At 63.8% G+C, this 17,823-nt stretch carries 15 protein-coding genes and 1 pseudogene; 3 read left to right on the forward strand and 13 right to left on the reverse strand.

Annotated elements, in window-relative coordinates:
- Positions 1-2: 2 nt before the first annotated feature.
- From glyS to ACVWVY_RS40910, 6 genes are all read right to left on the reverse strand, one after another.
- Positions 3-2,099 carry a glycine--tRNA ligase subunit beta gene (gene glyS / locus ACVWVY_RS40885; RefSeq protein ID WP_456631686.1) on the reverse strand — a complete coding sequence of 699 codons (2,097 nt, stop codon included), beginning with the start codon at positions 2,097-2,099 and terminating at the stop codon, positions 3-5.
- A complete protein-coding gene (locus tag ACVWVY_RS40890) occupies positions 2,099-3,034 on the reverse strand; it encodes a glycine--tRNA ligase subunit alpha (RefSeq protein WP_456631687.1) in 936 nt (311 codons plus the stop codon). Before ACVWVY_RS40890 ends, glyS begins: the two co-directional genes overlap by 1 nt.
- A 121-nt stretch (positions 3,035-3,155) precedes the next feature.
- The gene (locus ACVWVY_RS40895) at positions 3,156-3,344 is read right to left on the reverse strand and encodes a hypothetical protein (RefSeq protein ID WP_456631688.1); all 189 of its coding nucleotides are present in this window, start codon (positions 3,342-3,344) and stop codon (positions 3,156-3,158) included.
- Between the two features lie 121 nt (positions 3,345-3,465).
- Positions 3,466-4,377: a S49 family peptidase gene (locus ACVWVY_RS40900; protein ID WP_456631689.1), complete on the reverse strand. Its 912-nt coding sequence runs from the start codon at positions 4,375-4,377 to the stop codon at positions 3,466-3,468.
- 355 nt (positions 4,378-4,732) lie between these two features.
- Positions 4,733-5,500: a tRNA1(Val) (adenine(37)-N6)-methyltransferase gene (locus ACVWVY_RS40905; RefSeq protein WP_456631690.1), complete on the reverse strand. Its 768-nt coding sequence runs from the start codon at positions 5,498-5,500 to the stop codon at positions 4,733-4,735.
- Positions 5,493-5,720, reverse strand: a complete 228-nt coding sequence (locus ACVWVY_RS40910; protein WP_426534305.1) for a putative signal transducing protein — start codon at positions 5,718-5,720, stop codon at positions 5,493-5,495. Before ACVWVY_RS40910 ends, ACVWVY_RS40905 begins: the two co-directional genes overlap by 8 nt.
- A 133-nt stretch (positions 5,721-5,853) precedes the next feature.
- Between ACVWVY_RS40910 and ACVWVY_RS40915 the strand changes: the two genes are divergently transcribed.
- Both ACVWVY_RS40915 and ACVWVY_RS40920 read left to right on the forward strand, forming a co-directional pair.
- Entirely contained in the window at positions 5,854-6,861 is a 1,008-nt protein-coding gene (locus tag ACVWVY_RS40915) for a polyprenyl synthetase family protein (protein WP_108518510.1), read from the forward strand.
- Positions 6,862-7,037: 176 nt separating this feature from the next.
- Positions 7,038-7,670 (forward strand): LysE family translocator, encoded by a 633-nt coding sequence (locus ACVWVY_RS40920; RefSeq protein ID WP_456631691.1) that lies wholly within the window; start codon positions 7,038-7,040, stop codon positions 7,668-7,670.
- A gap of 96 nt (positions 7,671-7,766) precedes the next feature.
- On the opposite strand, the gene ACVWVY_RS40925 is transcribed toward ACVWVY_RS40920, so the two are convergent.
- From ACVWVY_RS40925 to ACVWVY_RS40935, 3 genes and pseudogenes are all read right to left on the reverse strand, one after another.
- Entirely contained in the window at positions 7,767-8,651 is an 885-nt protein-coding gene (locus ACVWVY_RS40925; protein WP_456631692.1) for a 4-(cytidine 5'-diphospho)-2-C-methyl-D-erythritol kinase, read from the reverse strand.
- Positions 8,652-8,673: 22 nt separating this feature from the next.
- Positions 8,674-10,456, reverse strand: a pseudogene (locus tag ACVWVY_RS40930) (tetratricopeptide repeat protein).
- A 264-nt stretch (positions 10,457-10,720) separates the two neighbouring features.
- The gene (locus tag ACVWVY_RS40935) at positions 10,721-12,379 is read right to left on the reverse strand and encodes an electron transfer flavoprotein-ubiquinone oxidoreductase (RefSeq protein ID WP_456631693.1); all 1,659 of its coding nucleotides are present in this window, start codon (positions 12,377-12,379) and stop codon (positions 10,721-10,723) included.
- A 133-nt stretch (positions 12,380-12,512) separates the two neighbouring features.
- Here ACVWVY_RS40935 and ACVWVY_RS40940 point away from each other — a divergent pair, with 133 nt between their 5' ends.
- A complete protein-coding gene (locus tag ACVWVY_RS40940) occupies positions 12,513-13,346 on the forward strand; it encodes a uracil-DNA glycosylase (RefSeq protein WP_456632451.1) in 834 nt (277 codons plus the stop codon).
- Positions 13,347-13,437: 91 nt separating this feature from the next.
- On the opposite strand, the gene ACVWVY_RS40945 is transcribed toward ACVWVY_RS40940, so the two are convergent.
- The 4 genes from ACVWVY_RS40945 to ACVWVY_RS40960 form a co-directional block, all read right to left on the reverse strand.
- Positions 13,438-14,946, reverse strand: a complete 1,509-nt coding sequence (locus tag ACVWVY_RS40945; protein ID WP_456631694.1) for a glycosyltransferase family 39 protein — start codon at positions 14,944-14,946, stop codon at positions 13,438-13,440.
- Positions 14,947-15,028: 82 nt separating this feature from the next.
- Positions 15,029-15,808, reverse strand: coding sequence for a ribonuclease HII (locus ACVWVY_RS40950; protein WP_456631695.1), 780 nt, complete (start codon positions 15,806-15,808; stop codon positions 15,029-15,031).
- A 59-nt stretch (positions 15,809-15,867) separates the two neighbouring features.
- Positions 15,868-16,491, reverse strand: a complete 624-nt coding sequence (locus tag ACVWVY_RS40955; protein WP_456631696.1) for a GNAT family N-acetyltransferase — start codon at positions 16,489-16,491, stop codon at positions 15,868-15,870.
- 31 nt (positions 16,492-16,522) lie between these two features.
- Positions 16,523-17,683, reverse strand: a complete 1,161-nt coding sequence (locus ACVWVY_RS40960; RefSeq protein ID WP_456631697.1) for a PA0069 family radical SAM protein — start codon at positions 17,681-17,683, stop codon at positions 16,523-16,525.
- Positions 17,684-17,823: the final 140 nt, after the last annotated feature.

Consider the following 17,823-nt stretch of genomic DNA (forward strand, 5'->3'; position numbering starts at 1 on the left):
ATCTAGCCTTCGATCTTCGAAAAATCCGCAACCGCGCGGGTCGCCGCGCGGACCTCGTTCAGGAGTTTTAGTCGGTTCTCGCGCACCTTGGGTTCATCGTCATTGACCTTGACCTTATCGAAGAACGCATCGACCGCCGGACGCAGCTTGGCCATCGCACTCATTGCGCTGGCGAAATCTTCCTTCGCGACTGCAGCCCCGGCCTCGTTCTTGACCTGATCGATCGCCTTCGCAAGCGTCTTTTCCTCCGCCAAGTGGAGGAGCCCGGCATCCGGTGCGCCGTCGAACGTGCGCTTGTCCTTCTTCTCCTCGATGGCGAGGATGTTACTCGCCCGCTTGGTCCCTGCAAGCAGGTTCTTGCCGTCATCGGTTTCGAGGAACTTGCCGAGCGCCTCGACGCGGCGGACCACCAATAGAAGGTCGTCCTGGCCGCCGAGCGAGAACACGGCGTCCACGAGATCGTGACGCGCGCCCTGGTCGCGAAGCTGGACCTTCAGGCGGTCGGCGAAGAAGGAGAGGAGATCGCCCGGAAGTTTCTGGGCGTCGCCCTTTGCAGGCAAACCAGCCATGGTGGACTTCGCCACGTTCAAGATCGGCAGCCGAAGCGTGTTCTCGACGATCAGCCTGATGACACCCAACGCCGCTCTGCGAAGAGCATATGGATCCTTGCTTCCCGTCGGCTTCTCATCGATCGCCCAGAATCCGACCAGCGTGTCGATCTTGTCGGCCAGCGCAACCGCCACGCTTACTGGATCAGTCGGCGCGCGATCGGCGGGACCTTGCGGCTTGTAATGCTCTTCGCTCGCCGCAGCGACGGAGGCGTCTTCGCCTTGGGCCAGCGCGTAGTATTTTCCCATCAGGCCCTGTAATTCAGGGAACTCACCGACGACTTCGGTGAGCAGATCAGCTTTCGCCAGATGCGCGGCGCGCTTGGCCTTTTCGACGTCGGCGCCGACCAAAGGCGCGATCTCGGCCACTAGCCGTTCGATGCGCTTGATCCGTTCGGCCTGCGTACCGAGCTTCTCGTGAAACACGATCTGCTCGAACTTCGGCAGCCGCGCTTCCAGCTTCGTCTTCAGGTCGGTCTCGTAGAAGAATTTCGCGTCCGATAGCCGCGCGCGGATCACGCGCTCGTTGCCGGCGATGATCGTCTTGCCGCCGTCGGTGGCCTCGATATTGGCGGTCAGGATGAACTTGTTGGCGAGCTTCCCAGTCTTGGGATCGCTGACCACAAAGCATTTCTGGTTGTTTCTGATGGTGGCGCGGATCACCTCGCCCGGGATCGACAAGAATTCCTCGTCGAATGAGCCCATCAACGCGACCGGCCACTCCACGAGGCCCGCGACCTCGTCCAGCAGCACCTGGTCCTCGACCAGTTCAAAACCTTGCGCGAACGCCAACTGCTTGGCGTCGGCGAGGATGATGTCCTTGCGCGCCTGCGCGTCGAGCACGACCTTCGCCGCCTTCAGCTTGGCTTCGTAATCCTCGAAGCGGCGCACCGGGATCGCAGCCGGCGCCATGAATCTGTGACCGAACGTGGTCTGCCCGGCCTCGATGCCGTCGACGGAAAATTTTACGACGTCAGGCTCTTCGGTCTCCGGCCCGAAGGTGGCGATGATCGAATGCAGCGGCCGCACCCAGGAGAGCGAGCCGGATTTGGCCGAACGCTCGCCCCAGCGCATCGATTTCGGCCACGGGAAAGTTCTGACGATGACAGGCAGAATCTCGGCGATCACGTCGATCGCGGCGCTGCCGGGCTTTTCGATCAGCGCGATGTAGAAATCGCCCTTTGGGTCGCGCTGAATCTTTGCTTCATCGAGCGATTTGAGGCCGGTCGCTTTCAAAAAACCCTGCACGGCCGCATCGGGTGCGCCCATTTTTGGTCCGCGGCGTTCGGTTTTCAAATCAGGCTGCCGCGCCGGAATGCCGTGCACGGTCAGCGCCAGCCGCCGCGGCGTCGCGAACGCTTTTGCGCCTTCATAGACGAGGCCTTCGGCAACGAGCTTGTCGGTGACCATGCGGCGCAGATCGTCCGCCGCCTTGGCCTGCATGCGCGCGGGAATTTCCTCGGAAAACAGCTCCAGCAGAAGATCAGGCATCAGACCGCCCTGCCCGCTTCGGTGTGAACCCAGGCTTCGCCGCAGGCTTTTGCCAGTTCGCGCACGCGCATGATGTAGCTTTGTCGTTCCGTCACCGAGATCACGCCGCGGGCGTCCAGCAGGTTAAAGACGTGGCTCGCCTTGATGCACTGGTCGTAGGCCGGCAGCGCCATCAGATGCTCCTTCTGATTACCGCCCTCTTTCCAACCGGCCGCGAGATATTTCCGGCAGGCTTCCTCGGCCATCTTGAATTGCTCGAACAGCATCGTGGTGTCCGCATATTCGAAATTGTGCCGGGAGTATTCCTGCTCGGCCTGCAGGAAGACGTCGCCGTAGGTGACCTTGTCGGCGCCGTCGCGGCCGTTGAAGTTGAGATCGTAGACGCGGTCGACACCCTGCACATACATTGCAAGACGCTCGAGCCCGTAAGTGAGCTCGCCGGCAACGGGCGCGCATTCGACACCTGCGACCTGCTGAAAGTACGTGAACTGCGATACTTCCATGCCGTCGCACCAGCACTCCCAGCCCAGCCCCCATGCGCCGAGCGTCGGGCTCTCCCAATCGTCCTCGACAAAGCGGATGTCGTGCAGGCTCGAATCGATGCCGATCGCGGCCAGCGACTTCAGGTACAGGTCCTGAAGGTTCGGCGGCGACGGCTTCATGATCACCTGAAACTGATAATAGTGCTGCATCCGGTTGGGATTTTCGCCGTAGCGGCCGTCCTTCGGCCGTCGCGAGGGCTGCACATAGGCGGCGTTCCAGCGCTTGGGCCCGAGCGCACGCAGCGTCGTCGCGGGATGGAAGGTACCGGCGCCCATTTCCATGTCGTAGGGCTGCAGGATCACGCAGCCCTGCTCCGCCCAAAACCGTTGCAGGGCAAGGATGAAGCCCTGGAACGAACGTTCCGGGCGCATATGGGCAGGAAGTGCGTCCATCGGCAGAATCGGCCTCGCGAAGGGGGGTTTAAGAGCGCGGGACCGTATCGACGCGGAGGCAGGGAATCAAGGCGATGCCGGAGGTCCGGCATCGCCGAATTGGCAGTTTGTGTGGCTCGTCCTAGCCCGGCCGATAAGCCCCGGTGACGGGGTCGCGGCGCAGCGTCGGAATGTCGGCCGTCTGGCCCTCGGCAACGCGTGTCAGGCGCGCCTCTTCCAGTTCCCTGTTGATGCGGACGGCGGTCTTGTAGGCCCATCGAACCACGGCGAGCCCACCCAGGGCACCCGCGAATGCGACTAGCGGCGGCATCGGTCGATCCTTGTCGTTCACGTGTCAGCCCCCAATGGATCGCATTGTCGCCCAAGCCGGCCTGCGCCGCAATTCCGCTTTTGGGACTAAATGGCGCGGCTCGATGACCTCCAGTTGATTTCTAGAACCCGAATTTGGCCCAGATCGCCCGTGTCTCCAGGGCGGAAATCAGCTCGTCCGGCAGTCCCCCGATACCGTCGAAGGCGGCCAGCGCACCCGCCCCCGGCGATTTCCGGCCCAACAGGCCGGCCAGCATCCCGCTTGCGGGCGCGACGATGGGCGTCAGCACCTTCTCGCCGTAGCGCTCGCGCAGCGTCGACCTGATATCGCCGATCTTGTCCGCAAGGCCCAGCGACACGGATTTCTCACCCGCCCAGTATTCGCCGGTGAACAGGACGTCCTCGCTTCCCTTGAGCCGCGCACCGCGGGCTCCCTTGACCAGCGCGATGAAGATGGCGTGGATCTCGCGCTGGAGCGCCTTCAGGCGCGCCACGTCATCGGGGTCTTCGGGCAGGAACGGATCCAGCATCGCCTTGTGCTCGCCTGCCGTGTAGAGCCGCCGCTGGACACCAATTCGCTTGATCAAGTCCTGAAAACCGAAACCGCCGCCGACCACGCCGATCGAGCCGAGGATCGAGGACGGATCGCAAAATATCTCGTCGCCGGCGCAAGCAATCATGTAGCCGCCGGATGCCGCGACGTCTTCGACGAACACCAGCACCGGCAGTTTCTTTTCCGCGGCGAGCTGCCTGATCCGAAGATAGATCTGGCGCGATTGCACCGGCGAGCCGCCGGGCGAATTGATCACCAGCGCCACCGCCCTGGCGTGCTTGGTGGCGAAAGCGCGTTCGAGGGTCTTGGCGATGCCCGCCAGCGTCAGGCCCGGCCGCAACGGCGTCACCGCACCGATGACACCCGACAGGCGCACCACCGGGACGACCGCGGCGTCGCGCCGGAATTTTGCCGGAATGAGTTGCTTCACCCTGGCCAAGAGGTTCGGCAATCCCGCGCGATCACTTATTTGTTCACTCATGCCGTTACCTCACCTGTACTGAACGATTTTGGGGGGGATTGTTTCTCTTGGCCGATGGAGGGCATTGGCCTGAAAGGACTTACACAAAAGATTGTTCGGTCCCGACAACATCGTTACCTCGAATTAACCATTTTTTATCGCACCACTGTCATTGCAAAGGCTGAAACCCTTTTCGGGCTGGAAGCCTTTTGCATTGCAGATGCCAAAGCTGCAATGCCGCAGCGGAGACTGACATGAAAATCTATCTGCTGATCATGCTCATCGGCAGCCTTCTGGCCGCGATCCACTTTACATCGGCGCCCAAACAACAGTCAGAGACGCTTCCGCAATAGCGTCCTGTTCGAGGAAGCCAGCTTTACGGGCTCGCGAGCGGCAAGCTCCCCTTCCCGGCCAAAATCTCCTGCACCCTTTTATTGGGCACGCCTGACTCATCATTGAGCATCAGGGCGGGATGGATTTGCGTCGGCGCCCGCCCGCCCTTGGTGGCGCGAACCAGGATGCGGTTGGCAGGCCCCCGTGCGTCGCCGTGAACCGGCAGGACCTGCAAGCTCCCGAAACCGTGATCGAGCGCCGAGAGCACCTCGGCAATTCCATCGGCGCGCCAGATCAGCGTCAGCGCTCCCCTCGATCTGAGAATGCGCCTCGCCGCATGAACCCATTTCGAGAGCGTCGTTGCGGTCGCCATATGCGCGATCCCCCGCGCCGTGTCCGGCGAAACGCGATGCCGCGCGGGATCGTTGAAGGGCGGATTCATCAGCACCGCATCGACGCTGTCAGGAGCCAGGCCGGCAGCGGCAAAGGCTGCGGCATCGGTCTCCGCATCGAGCACGATCACATCAGCTTGAATCGCATTGGCGTCCGCATTGGCGCGCGCAAGCCCTGCCAGTGCCGCATCGATCTCGACCAGAACCAGATCGATGCCGGCCACGCGCCTGGCAACCGCCAGGCCCGCGACCCCCACACCGGCGCCGAGGTCGGCGACGCGGTCGCCCGGACGGGCTGGCGTCGCCGCCGCCAGCAGCACCGCATCGTGACCGGCGCGATGTCCCGATTTCAGCTGCTTCAGACGCAATTGCCCGCCGAGAAACGCATCCTCGGTCAGTTCGAGGACGGGGTCAGTCATCGGGGCGCAATTCGTGGGCCAGGCCCGCCTCGGCCAGCAACTGACGGGCCTCGCGATTGTCATCCTCGTGAACCAGGATACGGCGCGGCAGGATGCCGAGCGACCCCTCGATGACGCTCATGTTCTGGTCCAGCACCAGATGATGGATATTGGCGCCGTCGAGCAGCGCGCCGACTGCGGAAACCAGCACGATATCGTTGGTTCTGACCAATTCCCGCACGCGACGCACTCCTTTTCGCCCGGGTGCGACGGCGGCGCACGGTCTGTCAACCGCTACCTGCCCTTGCCGCCTCAGCCGGCACTTTCTATTGTAGAACAAGGATAGTGCGAATTGGCCAAAATTGGAGACCTGCGTGGCGGTTATTGTACCCTTCGAAAGCCCAAACGCTTCGATCGATGCCCTGGTCGGGCTCGTCGCCGCCGACATGGAGCGGGTCAACGCCACGATCCTGTCGCGGACGGGGTCGGAAGTCACCATGATTCCGGAAGTCGCCAACCACCTGATCTCATCCGGTGGCAAACGTCTCCGCCCGATGCTGACGCTGGCGATGGCCAACCTCACCGGCTACTCCGGCGACGGCCATATCAAGCTCGCCGCCTCGGTCGAGTTCATGCACACCGCAACGCTGCTGCACGACGACGTGGTCGACGAGAGCGAACTGCGCCGTGGCAAGCTGTCGGCGCGGATGCTGTGGGGCAATGAAGCCAGCGTGCTGGTCGGCGACTTCCTGCTCGGCCAGGCTTTTCGCATGATGGTCGAGGTCGGCTCGCTGCGTGCGCTGGACATTCTCTCCTCCGCCGCGGCCACCATCGCCGAAGGCGAAGTAATGCAGCTTGCGGCCGCCAAGAACACCGCGACCACCGAGGACGAGTACCTCGCCGTCATCCGGGGCAAGACGGCCGAACTGTTCGCCGCGGCTTGCGAGGTCGGACCCGTGATCGCCAACCGGCCGAAGGCCGAGCAGACCGCGTGCCGCTCGGTCGGCATGAATCTCGGCATCGCGTTCCAGCTCGTCGACGACGTGCTGGACTATGGCGGCAAGGCCGCGAAACTCGGCAAGAACATCGGCGACGATTTCCGCGAGGGCAAGATCACGCTGCCGGTGGTGCTGGCGTTCCGCCGCGGCAATGACAGCGAGCGCAAATTCTGGGTCAAGGCGCTGGAGCGTGGCGAGATCGGCGACAGCGACCTCGATCACGCCATCGGCCTGATGACCAAGCACCGCGCGCTGGAAGACACGATCAGCCGCGCCCAGCATTACGGCGCAATGGCCGTCGACGCGCTGGCGCTGTTCCCTGCCTCGCCCATGAAGACGGCGCTCGAACAGGTCGTGGCGTTCTGCCTGGCGCGGTCGCATTGATTCCGCTTCCGTCATACCCCGCGAAGGCGGGGTATCCAGTACGCCGCGGCTTCTCAACGGAACACTGATGCCTCTGGAATACTGGATCACCCGCCTTCGCGGGTGATGACAGCATCCCAGTGGCGGCAATCGATGGGTTTCGCTGCGCTCTACCCATCCTACAAAGAGAGATCGCATTGAGCGGCACCAATTTCACATTGTTCCTCCTGGCCGCCCTTGTCATCGCCGCCGTCCCCGGTCCTGGAATCTTTTACGTCGCGGCAAGGACGCTGTCGGGCGGCAAGCGAGCCGGCATCGCCTCGACATTTGGAACGGCGCTCGGCGGGCTGGTGCATGTGATCGCGGGCGGGCTTGGCGTCTCGGCGATCATCCTTGCCAGCGCCGAGCTGTTCACCGCGCTCAAATTCGTCGGCGCGCTCTATCTGGTCTGGCTGGGCCTCAAGACGTTTCGCGAAGCGCGCGATCTGCTGCCGCAACAGGCCATCGCTGTCCGCGCACACCACGTGTTTCGGGAAGGCGTGCTGGTCGAAGCCCTGAACCCGAAGACCGCCGCCTTCTTTCTGGCTTTCATTCCGCAGTTCATCGATCCAGCCGGCGGCTACATCGCGCTCCAGTTCATCACGCTCGGCCTGATCTCGGTGGCCCTCAACACGCTGGCCGATGTCGTCGTGGTGATGATGGCCGCGACGGCGCGCGCCAGTCTCACGCGCCGGCCACAGCTGCTGCAGCGCCTCAGGCAGGGTTCAGGCCTGTTCATCGCAGGCCTCGGCATTTCGCTGGTGTTCGCGCGGCGGCCGGCGAGTCCGTAGGGTGGGCAAAGCGAAGCGTGCCCACCATTCACTCGTCATTGGGATAGATGGTGGGCACGTCGCTGACGCTCCTTTGCCCACCCTACGAAGACAGCGTTAGCTCAGCGTGCCCGCATGCACCCACCAGCCGGGGTGGTCGCGCCGGAGCTTCTCTGCCGCGCGGCCGGCTTCGGCGGTGTTCTCATAGATCGCAAAGCAGGTGGCACCCGATCCGGACATCCGCGCCAGCCAGGCGCCGTTGGTCGCATTGAGCGCCGCGATGACCTCAGAGATCACGGGCTGGACCCGCATGGCGGGCGCTTCCAGATCGTTGGAACTGGCGGCGAGCGCTTCAACCCAATCTTCAAGAGATGCCTTCTCATCGGGCCAGCGGTCCTGCAGCAGCACGTCGGTGGCGCCGACCAGCAATTGACCGTTGCGCAGGCCGAGCGCCTTGAAGACGTCGCTGGTCGCGACGGGAACGCCGGGATTGACCATCACGCAGGGCATTTTCGGCAGGCTGAGCGGCTGCAGCGTTTCGCCGACGCCGGTCATGACGCAGCCGAGTGAGTTGACGCAGACCGGCACGTCGGCGCCGGTCAGTCGCGCGACCTCGATGATGCGGGGATCGTCGAGCGCGAGCCCGTTCAGCTGCGAAAGCAGCCGCAGGGCGGCTGCGGCATCGGCCGAACCTCCACCGATTCCGGCCGCCACCGGCAAGACCTTGTCGAGCGAGAAACTGCCGGCCTTCATGTCCGGTACGCGCTCGGCCAACAGACGCGCGGCCTTGAGCACCAGATTGTCCGACGTCTCGCCGCAGGCCTGCGCCAGCGGTCCCGTCATCTTCAAATTCAGGTCGGAACCAGGCGTCAACGTCAGCCGGTCGGCGCAGTCGGCGAACGCCACCACGCTTTCGAGATCGTGATAGCCGTCTGCACGGCGGCCATTCACCCGCAAGGTCAGGTTGACCTTGGCACGCCCTTCATCACTCAGTCCCGGCATTGCCAAACGGCCCCCAAAGTCCTCAACCGCCCTTGCCGTCTTCTTTCTTCTTGTCGGCGGAAGCCGCAGAAGAAGTATCGTCGGGCAGACCGTTGGCAATCTTGGCTTCAATCTTCGGCAATTCCTCCGCCTCGGGCTTGAGGTCGCGGGCATGGGCCCACTGGAATTTAGCTTCCAGTGTCCGCCCGACGCGCCAATAGGCATCGCCGAGATGGTCGTTGATGGTCGGATCCTCGGGCTTGAGATCGATCGCGCGCTCGAGATTCTTTACTGCGTCCTCAAAGTTTCCGATCCGGTAGAACGCCCAGCCGAGCGAATCCACGATGTAGCCGTCGTCGGGCCGCTGATCGACGGCACGCTTGATCATCTTCATGCCTTCGTCGAGGTTGATGCCCTGGTCGATCCAGGAATAGCCGAGATAGTTCAGCACATGCGGCTGCTCGGGCTGCAGCTCCAGCGCCTTGCGCATATCGACTTCGGCCTTGTTCCACTGCTTGGAACGTTCCTCGCAAATGCCGCGATAATAGTAGGTGACCCAGGTGTTCTTGTCCGTCACCCCGGGGTTCGCGTCGATCGCCTGCGTGTAGGTCCCGGCGCAATCGCTGAACTTCTTCCGGCCGCGCTCGATGTTGCCGAGCGCCATGATGGCTTCGATATCTTTCGGCGCTTCCGCGGTGACGCCCTTGAGGATCTTGATCGCCTCTTCGCTGCGGTCGGCGGCGTCGAGATTGGTGGCAAGCTGGATCTGCGCGTTGCGCTTGAGCGGCGAACTGGCCGGCATGCGCTCGTAGACCTTGATCGCCATCTGAGGCTTCTTCACGGACTCATAGAGATCGGCGAGCGACAACAGCGCCAGCGGATGGTTGGGCTGCAGGTAGAGCGCGAGCTGCAAATAGACCAGCGCGAGATCCTCGCCGCCGCGGCGGGTCAGCGTGGCGCCGATGCCGTACAGCGCTTCGGCCGCGCCGGCCTGCGCCGAATCGACCAGCGGCGGCAGCTTCTTGCCGGCCTTGGTGTCGCGCAGCCCTTCCTGCACCAGCGGATGCCGCGGCAGCTTCTTGTCGAACGCTTCGTAGATGCCGGCCGCCGCAGCGCCGTCCTTGTTGCGCGACAACCAGCGCGCATAGGCGTCGGACACGCGCAGCATCGAATCGTCGAGCTTGTAGGCGCGCTCGAACCGCGTGCCCGCATCCTTGTCCTTGCCGGAAATCTCGAGGACCATCCCGGTGTGGAGATCCTTGAAGATCGGATACCATTCAGGGCCGGTCAGCTTGTCGATACCTGCAACCGCCGCCTTGGCATCGCCCGCGCCGTAGTTCGCCCAACCCGACAGCAGCGTCGCCACCAGGTCGGTAATCGGCCCGCGGATCGACTGGTTGATGTTGAGCTGCGCGGCGGCATATTTCTTCTGCTTGAGGTCACGCACGCCGACGACCAGCCGCGCAACGCGGTTCGCCTTGTCCATCGTCAGGATGCGATCGGCAAGCTTGACCGCTTCATCGATGTCGCCATCGGCCAGCGAGGAGATAAAGGCGCGGTCCAATGAGTTCGTTGTTCTTGGGATCGGTGCGCAGCGCGGAGCGATAGAATGCGGCGGCGGAAGCGGCGTCGCGCTCGACGCTGGCGTGGCGCGCGGCCAGATAGCTGCCGGACGTCGTCAGCGATTTCAGGTCGGCCTTGCTCGGGAACTGCGCGGAGTTATCTCCCGTGTGTTCGGGCGTCTGGGCCAAAACCGCAGCCGGTGCGGCCAGTGCGGCGAGAGTGACTGCGGCGAAGGTCCAACGATTCATACGAATGGAAAGCATCACGGTTCGCCTAGCTCCAGGATGTATGGCGGGATCGTTACGATCGGTCTCGAATGCAAAGCCAAGCGGCGGCATCTCGGGCAGCGACAATGCCGCTTTTGGCCCTCAACCGCAAGGATAGGGGTTGGCGAATCGATTGGCAGATTAGGCCCTTAGGGCTCCAATTTAGCCAGCCCAACCCGGAAACGCTTTTACTGTGGCGGTATCGTGGCCGGAGGCGGTATCACCCTCCTCCACCTCACGCAATCGTGGTCCACGGCCTCTCTACATGCCCTGATAGTTGGGCCCGCCGCCGCCCTCCGGCGGAACCCAGGTGATATTGCCGTTCGGGTCCTTCACGTCGCAGGTTTTGCAGTGGACGCAGTTCTGGGCGTTGATCTGGAAGCGCGGACCTGCGGCCTCCTCGACCCACTCGTAAACGCCGGCAGGGCAATAGCGGTTCGACGGACCGGCATAGACATCGTGCTCGGAGATCTTCTGCAGGTTCATGTCGGCGACCTTGAGATGAACCGGCTGGTCCTCTTCATGGTTGGTGTTGGAGAGGAACACCGAGGACAGCTTGTCGAAGGATAGCTTGCCGTCCGGCTTCGGGTAGGCGATCGGCGCGTGCGTCTTCGCCGCATCCAGGGTCTTGCGGTCGGGTTTTGCGTGCGACTGGGTCCCGAACAGCGAGAAGCCCAGCGTGTTGCACCACATGTCGAAGCCGCCGAGCGCAACGCCGATGATGGTGCCGAACTTCGACCATAGCGGCTTGACGTTACGGACCCGGTGCAGGTCTTTGCCGACGGCGGAATCACGCCAGGCGTTTTCGTATTCGGCCAGTTCGTCATTGGCGCGGCCGGCGCCGAGCGCGGCCGCGACATGTTCGGCGGCGAGCATGCCGCTGCCCATCGCGTTGTGCACGCCCTTGATGCGCGGCACGTTCACAAATCCCGCCGCACAGCCGATCAGGGCGCCGCCCGGGAAACTCAAGCGCGGCACCGACTGATAACCGCCCTCGGTGATCGCGCGCGCACCATAGGAAATCCGCTTGCCGCCTTCGAATACCGTGCGAATGGCAGGATGCGTCTTGAAGCGCTGGAATTCGTCGAACGGCGACAGATAGGGATCGTCGTAATTGAGATGCACGACAAAACCGACCGCCACCTTGTTGTCGTCGTAATGGTAGAGGAACGAGCCGCCGCCGGTCGAATTGTTCAAGGGCCAGCCGAACGAATGCTGGATCAGGCCCTTTTGGTGCTTGGCGGGATCGATCTCCCAAACCTCCTTCAACCCGATGCCGAATTTCGGCGGCTCGCTGTTGGCGTCGAGCGAGTATTTCGCAATCAGCTGCTTGCTCAGGCTGCCGCGCGCGCCTTCGGCGAACAGCGTGTACTTGCCGAGCAATTCCATGCCGCGGGTGAAGGAATCCTTTGGTTTGCCGTCCCTGCCGATGCCCATGTCGCCGGTCGCAATGCCACGAACCGCACCATTGTCGTCGTACAGCACTTCGGCCGCGGCAAAGCCCGGATAGATTTCGACGCCGAGCGCCTCCGCTTTCGGCCCCAGCCAGCGGCAGACATCGCCAAGCGAGCCGATGTAGCAGTGATGGTTGCTCATCAACGGCGGCATGGCGAAGCCCGGCAACCGGATCGCGCTGGTCGCGGTGGTCCAGTAGAAGCGGTCGTCCTTGACCTGGGTCTTCAGCGGACAATCGGCATCCTCGCGCCAATCCGGGATCAACTTGTCGAGGGAGACCGGATCGATCACGGCGCCTGACAGGATATGCGCGCCGACCTCGGAACCCTTCTCCACCACGACGATGCTGAGATCGGCATTGAGCTGCTTCAGCCGGATCGCCGCGGCGAGGCCCGACGGCCCGGCGCCGACGATCACGACGTCGAATTCCATGGATTCGCGGGGAGGAAGTTCTTCTGCACTCATGATCTGATCTCAGCCCGATTGAGAACGGCTCTAAGGGCTCGTTGTTTCCGATTTTTGCGGGGAGGACAACCATGGAAATGCAATGCGGGGCGTTTCACGCCGGCTCGATCCATATTAGATTGGCATAATGGATTTGATCCCCGAACCCGCGCCTAATATTCGGCAATTGCTGGCCTTTTATCTGGAGGCCGGGGTCGATTGCGCGTTGGCGGACGAGCCGGCCGATCGGCTGAGCGAGCCCGACGCCCCTGCCGCCCCGGTCCCGCTCCGCGAGACGGCGCCACCCCGCCCGTTGCAGGAAATGCCCGCCGCGACACCGGCAGTTCCGCGCAGCGAAATAGCGCTCCCGCCGGAAGCCGCCATCGCCATCGCGCGCGACGCGGCGCGAACGGCGCCGACGCTGGAAGCGCTGCGCGCGCTTTTGGAAAATTTCGAGGGCTGCGCGCTCAAAAATACCGCGACGCGGCTGGTGTTTGCCGACGGCAATCCGCAAGCGCGCATCATGTTCGTCGGCGAAGCGCCCGGGCGCGACGAGGACATCGAGGGCCTGCCGTTCGTCGGACGTTCCGGCAAATTGCTCGACCGGATGATCGCGGCGATCGGCCTCGACCGCAGCAAGGCCTACATCGCCAATGTCATTCCCTGGCGGCCGCCCGGCAACCGGACGCCGACGCCGCAGGAGACGCAAATCTGCCTGCCGTTCATCCAGCGACAGATCGAACTGGTAAACCCGGACGTGCTGGTGACGCTCGGCAATCCCTCGACGCAAACGCTGCTGTCGACCCGCGAGGGCATCATGAGGACGCGCGGAAAATGGTTCGACTACGACACCGGCACGCGCACCATCCGCGCCATGGCGACGTTCCATCCGGCGTATTTGCTGCGCTCGCCGTCCTACAAGCGGATGTCGTGGCAGGATCTGCGCGCGATCGCGAAGGCGCTGGAGCAGCCACAGTCCTCATCCTGAGGAGCACGCGTCAGCGTGCGTCTCGAAGGATGGCCACGGGCTTCATGGTTCGAGACGGCGCTCCGCGCCTCCTCACCATGAGGAACACAAACTACGGCGCCTTCGGCCGCACGATGGCCCAGCCGACGCGCAGCAGCGGCTGGCGGCCGTTCACCATCCATTCGAAGGCGCGCGGCACTTCCGGCACCAGGCCTGGAAACCGCTGCGCGATCTCGGGCGGCGGCGTCCCAGAGGTGTCGGAGGCGCGCCAGACCACGACGCCGCCGGTCTGGTTGAATTTCGCGACCGACAGCCATGGCGTCCGTTCCGGCGTGGCGTCGAGCAGCAGATGCGGGCGGCCGCGGCTCATCGCGATGAAACTCGCCAGTTGCGGATCGCCGGCCACGGCGCGCAGCCGCTGATTGGTTCGCCGTTCGAAATTGTCGCCGAAGAATGCGGCAATCGCTTTCGCCGGCAGCGAGGTCGGCACTTCGGCAGCGCTGGTCCACGGCAGAAGAACCGTGGTTGCGATCGCGACGAGAGCGGGAGCGGCGAGCGCCGCGGCCCAAACCGTGCGCAGCACGCGCTGGCGCCGCAGGTGGATCAGATCGCCGGTCGCCACGACCACGGCAAGCCCCGACATCAGCAAGGCAACGCCTGCGCCGCCTACGACGTGGTCGAAATTGAACAGCCCGGCCAGGAAACTTCCGAGCAGCGCCGGGGCGATGGCGAAGAAATAGACGAAGTCGCACGCCAGCGGATCGACCGGTGGCCGGTAGATGATCGGCGCTTCCTCGGCATGGCGGGCGAACCAGCCGGAGTTGAGGATCGCCAGCAGCACGATGGCGGACATCGCGAGCACCAGACCAACGAGCAGCTCGCCCCATTGCAGGGCGCGCGCGCCGAGATCGGAGATCGCGGGCCACGGCGGCATGGCGAGTGCGTCGGCGCGGAGCAGCCAGATCAGGTAGGGCAACACCAGGACAACGATCACGAGCAACGCATAGAGCGGATCGAGCGACATCAGCACACGCCGGCCGCGCGGGGTGGCAACGGCAAATCCGGCGAGCAGCAGCAGTAACCCGGGCGCCGCCGACGTCGTCAGCAGCAAAAGCCCGGCCTCGATCGACCAGGCGAACCACGCGTTGCGCCGGTTCTGGCCGATCAATTGCCAGGAATGCAGCAAAAGCAGCGCCCATAGCGGGCGCGCCAGCACCAGCGGGCCGAACTCGACGCCGGGCGAACTGAACGCCACCACCGTCATCGAGAGCAATACCGCAAGCACCGCCTGCTGCCCGCCGATGATCGCGCGGGCCAGTTGATAATAGATCCAGAAAGTGACGACGGCGCAGACTTGCGCCAGCAGATAGACGCCGAACATGGTGTTGCCGGCGGCGCGGAAGGCGATGTCGGCGAGCCAGAACGCCAGCGGCGGACCGAGCCAGGTTCCGACCTGGTATTCCCGGCCGAAGGCCACCACGGTCGCAACGTCGCCGGGGGGGCTCGGATAGAGCAGCATCGGCAGGATCAGCCAAAGTCCGGCCTGGGCCAGCACCACGATCCAGACCACCAGCCGCGGCCGGGCGCGGATCAGTTCGACAACGAGCGAGGTGAAGCGCATGAAACGTCCGAATGCCCGGGCCGAGCAGCCCTGTCCTTAAGGGACGTTTGATAGAGCGCACGAGCCGCCGAGGCAACCGGCCTCAGATCGTGACTGAAATCTCGGAAGTAATCTCCCCATCGACGGTAAAGAGATCGGGCTCGACCGTCTCCTCGACTGTCTCGGGGTAATGTTTCAGCCGCGCGGCAATGACCGGCGCGAAAAATCGGCGATGGTGGATGCTGGGACCTAACCGATCGAGCGCCTCGCGATGTTCCGGCACGGCGTAGCCCTTGTGGTTTTCGAAGCCGTAGCCCGGGCAATCCAGCGCCAGCGCGCTCATCAGGCGGTCGCGCGTTACCTTGGCGATGATCGAGGCGGCCGCGATCGACATGACAATGCCGTCGCCGCCGATCACCGCGTCACAGTCGCAAGGAGCGTCGATCTTGTCGCGGCCGTCGACAAACACGTGGTTCGGCATCTCGGGCAGCGCACGGACTGCGCGGGCCAGCGCCCAGAGCGAGGCGCGCAGGATATTGTCACGATCGATCCGCGCCGGCGAGGCAAAGGCGACCGCAAAGGACGACGTCGCGCAGATCTCCTCGAACAATTCCTCGCGGCGTTCCGCGGTCAGCCGCTTGGAATCGTCGATCCCCTTCGGGATTCGCTTCGGGTCCAGCACCACGGCGGCCGCCACCACCGGACCCGCCAGCGGACCACGCCCGGCCTCGTCGCAGCCGGCCACCGGCCAAACGCCGCGCTTGATTAGCGCCCGTTCGCGGCGAAAGCTCGGCGGCGCGACCGCGATGACGCCCTTCGGCAGCTCGGCCTGTTCCCTGCCGGCCTTCCTGTCAGTTCTCTTGGCGGACTTGTCTCGAATCATGGCCGGGATCGTGCGAAAGCGCGCGCCGGCGCGCAACCGGAAACCTGGCACAATTCCCGTTATTCAGCGCGACGCCTTCGCCACTCTGCGGCCTCAATCACATAAACGCTCCGGCTTCCGCGCCTGGGGTCCGCTATCGTCTCCAGATGGCGCATGCCGAGCTTCTCGAGCGCGTGAATGGACGGCGCATTTCGCGGATCGACCAGCCCGAGCAATCTGCCGCATTTGAGTTGGTCGAACCCAAAGGCGAGTTGCGCCTCGCCGATTTCGGTCGCGATCCCCCTGCCCCATACCCGGCGCGCCAGGACAAACCCGATCTCGAAATCGTCGGCTCCCAACGCGTCGCATGGAGACAAGCCGGCAAAGCCGATGATTTCGGCCGCGGGCTTTTCCGTCAAAACCGCCATGCCCGTGAGGCTGCTGCCGAAGGTGAAGAACCGCCGGATGAAATCTTCGGCGGCATCGCCCGCCATCGGCGCTCCGGAAAATGCAAAGCGCATCACACCGCTGTCGCCAAGGACCAGATTCTGCAGAATCGATATATCCGCTTCGAGCGTCGCGCGAAGAATCAGGCGCGGCGTCGTCAAGATGACGAGCGGCGGCTGTTCCGATGCTGACCCGGACTTCTGCTTCATCACGCCGCAATACGGCAATTCGCCGGCAGAGAGAAGCGGCGCGGCCATGACATGCTTCGCTCGCAATGACGATAACTATCTAGAACAAACTCAGTTGCTGGCCGCTTCGGTTGGGCTTGACGAAATGGTCGGTCGTCAGTTTCAAGCGGCGCTTGTTGAGGCCGAGCTTTTCGCAGGCGATTTCGAACCGGCGTCCGATCATCCAGGCCATCGGCCCGGTGCCCTTCATCCGCGTTCCCCATTGCGAGTCGTAGTCGCGCCCGCCGCGCATGTCGCGGATCAGGGTGAAGACGTGACGGTAACGGTCGGGATAGTTCGCCATCAGCCATTCGCGAAACAGGTCGCGCACTTCCAGCGGCAGCCGCAGCAGCACGTAGCTTGCCTCCTTGACGCCGGCATGGGCTGCGGCATCGAGAATGCGCTCGATCTCGGAATCGTTCAGCGCGGGAATCACCGGGGCGACCATCACGGTCGCGGGAATGCCGGCTTCCGACAATTGCCGCAACGCCTCCAGCCGCTTCGGCGGCGTCGAGGCGCGCGGCTCCATGGTGCGCGCAAGCTTGGGATCGAGCGTGGTGACCGAAATCGCGACCTTGGCCAGATTGCGCTTCGCCATGCGCTGCAGAATATCGATGTCGCGCGTCACCAGCGCCGATTTGGTGACGATGCCGACGGGATGGCCGGCTCGATCCAGCACTTCGAGAATGCCGCGCATGATTTTGTATTCGCGCTCGATCGGCTGATAGGGATCGGTGTTGGTGCCGATCGCGATCATGCGCGGCTCGTAACCCGGGGCGGCCAGTTCCTTCTCGAGCAGTTCCGGCGCGTCCGGCTTGGCGAGCAGCTTGGATTCGAAATCGAGCCCCGGCGACAGGCCGAGAAAGGCATGGGTCGGCCGCGCGAAGCAATAGACGCAGCCGTGCTCACAGCCGCGATAGGGATTGATCGAACGGTCGAAGCCGATGTCGGGCGAGTCGTTGCGGGTGATGACCTTGCGCGAGGTATCGAGCGAAACCGTCGTCTTGAACGGCGGCAGTTCGTCCAGGCTCTGCCAGCCATCGTCGAAGGCGACCCGCGCTTCGGCCTCGAACCGGCCGCTCTGGTTGGATTGCGCCCCGCGGCCGCGCCGTCGCTTGCTTTCAATGGCGACCGCGAGCTCGGGAAAAGGTGTCGCACCCGCCGGTTCGGAGGGCGCCGTGACCGGCGGGTGCTTGAGGGCATGAGAGGATGCTGGGCTCATGAAGAGAACATAGCACGCAAATAGAACAAATCAAGAACACACATTCGCGTGTCCACCGCAACCCGGAGGCTGCTGGCTTCGTAATTCGGGGTCGTCGAAGCCTACGATCGCCGTCTCACGGCCCGTTCGATCGCAACCCA

The sequence above is a fragment of the Bradyrhizobium sp. URHC0002 genome (assembly GCF_054059515.1).

Bases quoted from the DNA above. Each gene is read 5' to 3' on its own strand.
- glyS (WP_456631686.1), bottom strand. From the start codon at position 2,099: ATGCCTGATCTTCTGCTGGAGCTGTTTTCCGAGGAAATTCCCGCGCGC.
- ACVWVY_RS40935 (WP_456631693.1), bottom strand. From the start codon at position 12,379: ATGAGTGCAGAAGAACTTCCTCCCCGCGAATCCATGGAATTCGACGTC.
- ACVWVY_RS40890 (WP_456631687.1), bottom strand. From the start codon at position 3,034: ATGGACGCACTTCCTGCCCATATGCGCCCGGAACGTTCGTTCCAGGGC.
- ACVWVY_RS40895 (WP_456631688.1), bottom strand. From the start codon at position 3,344: ATGCCGCCGCTAGTCGCATTCGCGGGTGCCCTGGGTGGGCTCGCCGTG.
- ACVWVY_RS40950 (WP_456631695.1), bottom strand. From the start codon at position 15,808: ATGATTCGAGACAAGTCCGCCAAGAGAACTGACAGGAAGGCCGGCAGG.
- ACVWVY_RS40945 (WP_456631694.1), bottom strand. From the start codon at position 14,946: ATGCGCTTCACCTCGCTCGTTGTCGAACTGATCCGCGCCCGGCCGCGG.
- ACVWVY_RS40925 (WP_456631692.1), bottom strand. From the start codon at position 8,651: ATGCCGGGACTGAGTGATGAAGGGCGTGCCAAGGTCAACCTGACCTTG.
- ACVWVY_RS40905 (WP_456631690.1), bottom strand. From the start codon at position 5,500: ATGACTGACCCCGTCCTCGAACTGACCGAGGATGCGTTTCTCGGCGGG.
- ACVWVY_RS40960 (WP_456631697.1), bottom strand. From the start codon at position 17,683: ATGAGCCCAGCATCCTCTCATGCCCTCAAGCACCCGCCGGTCACGGCG.
- ACVWVY_RS40900 (WP_456631689.1), bottom strand. From the start codon at position 4,377: ATGAGTGAACAAATAAGTGATCGCGCGGGATTGCCGAACCTCTTGGCC.
- ACVWVY_RS40955 (WP_456631696.1), bottom strand. From the start codon at position 16,491: ATGGCCGCGCCGCTTCTCTCTGCCGGCGAATTGCCGTATTGCGGCGTG.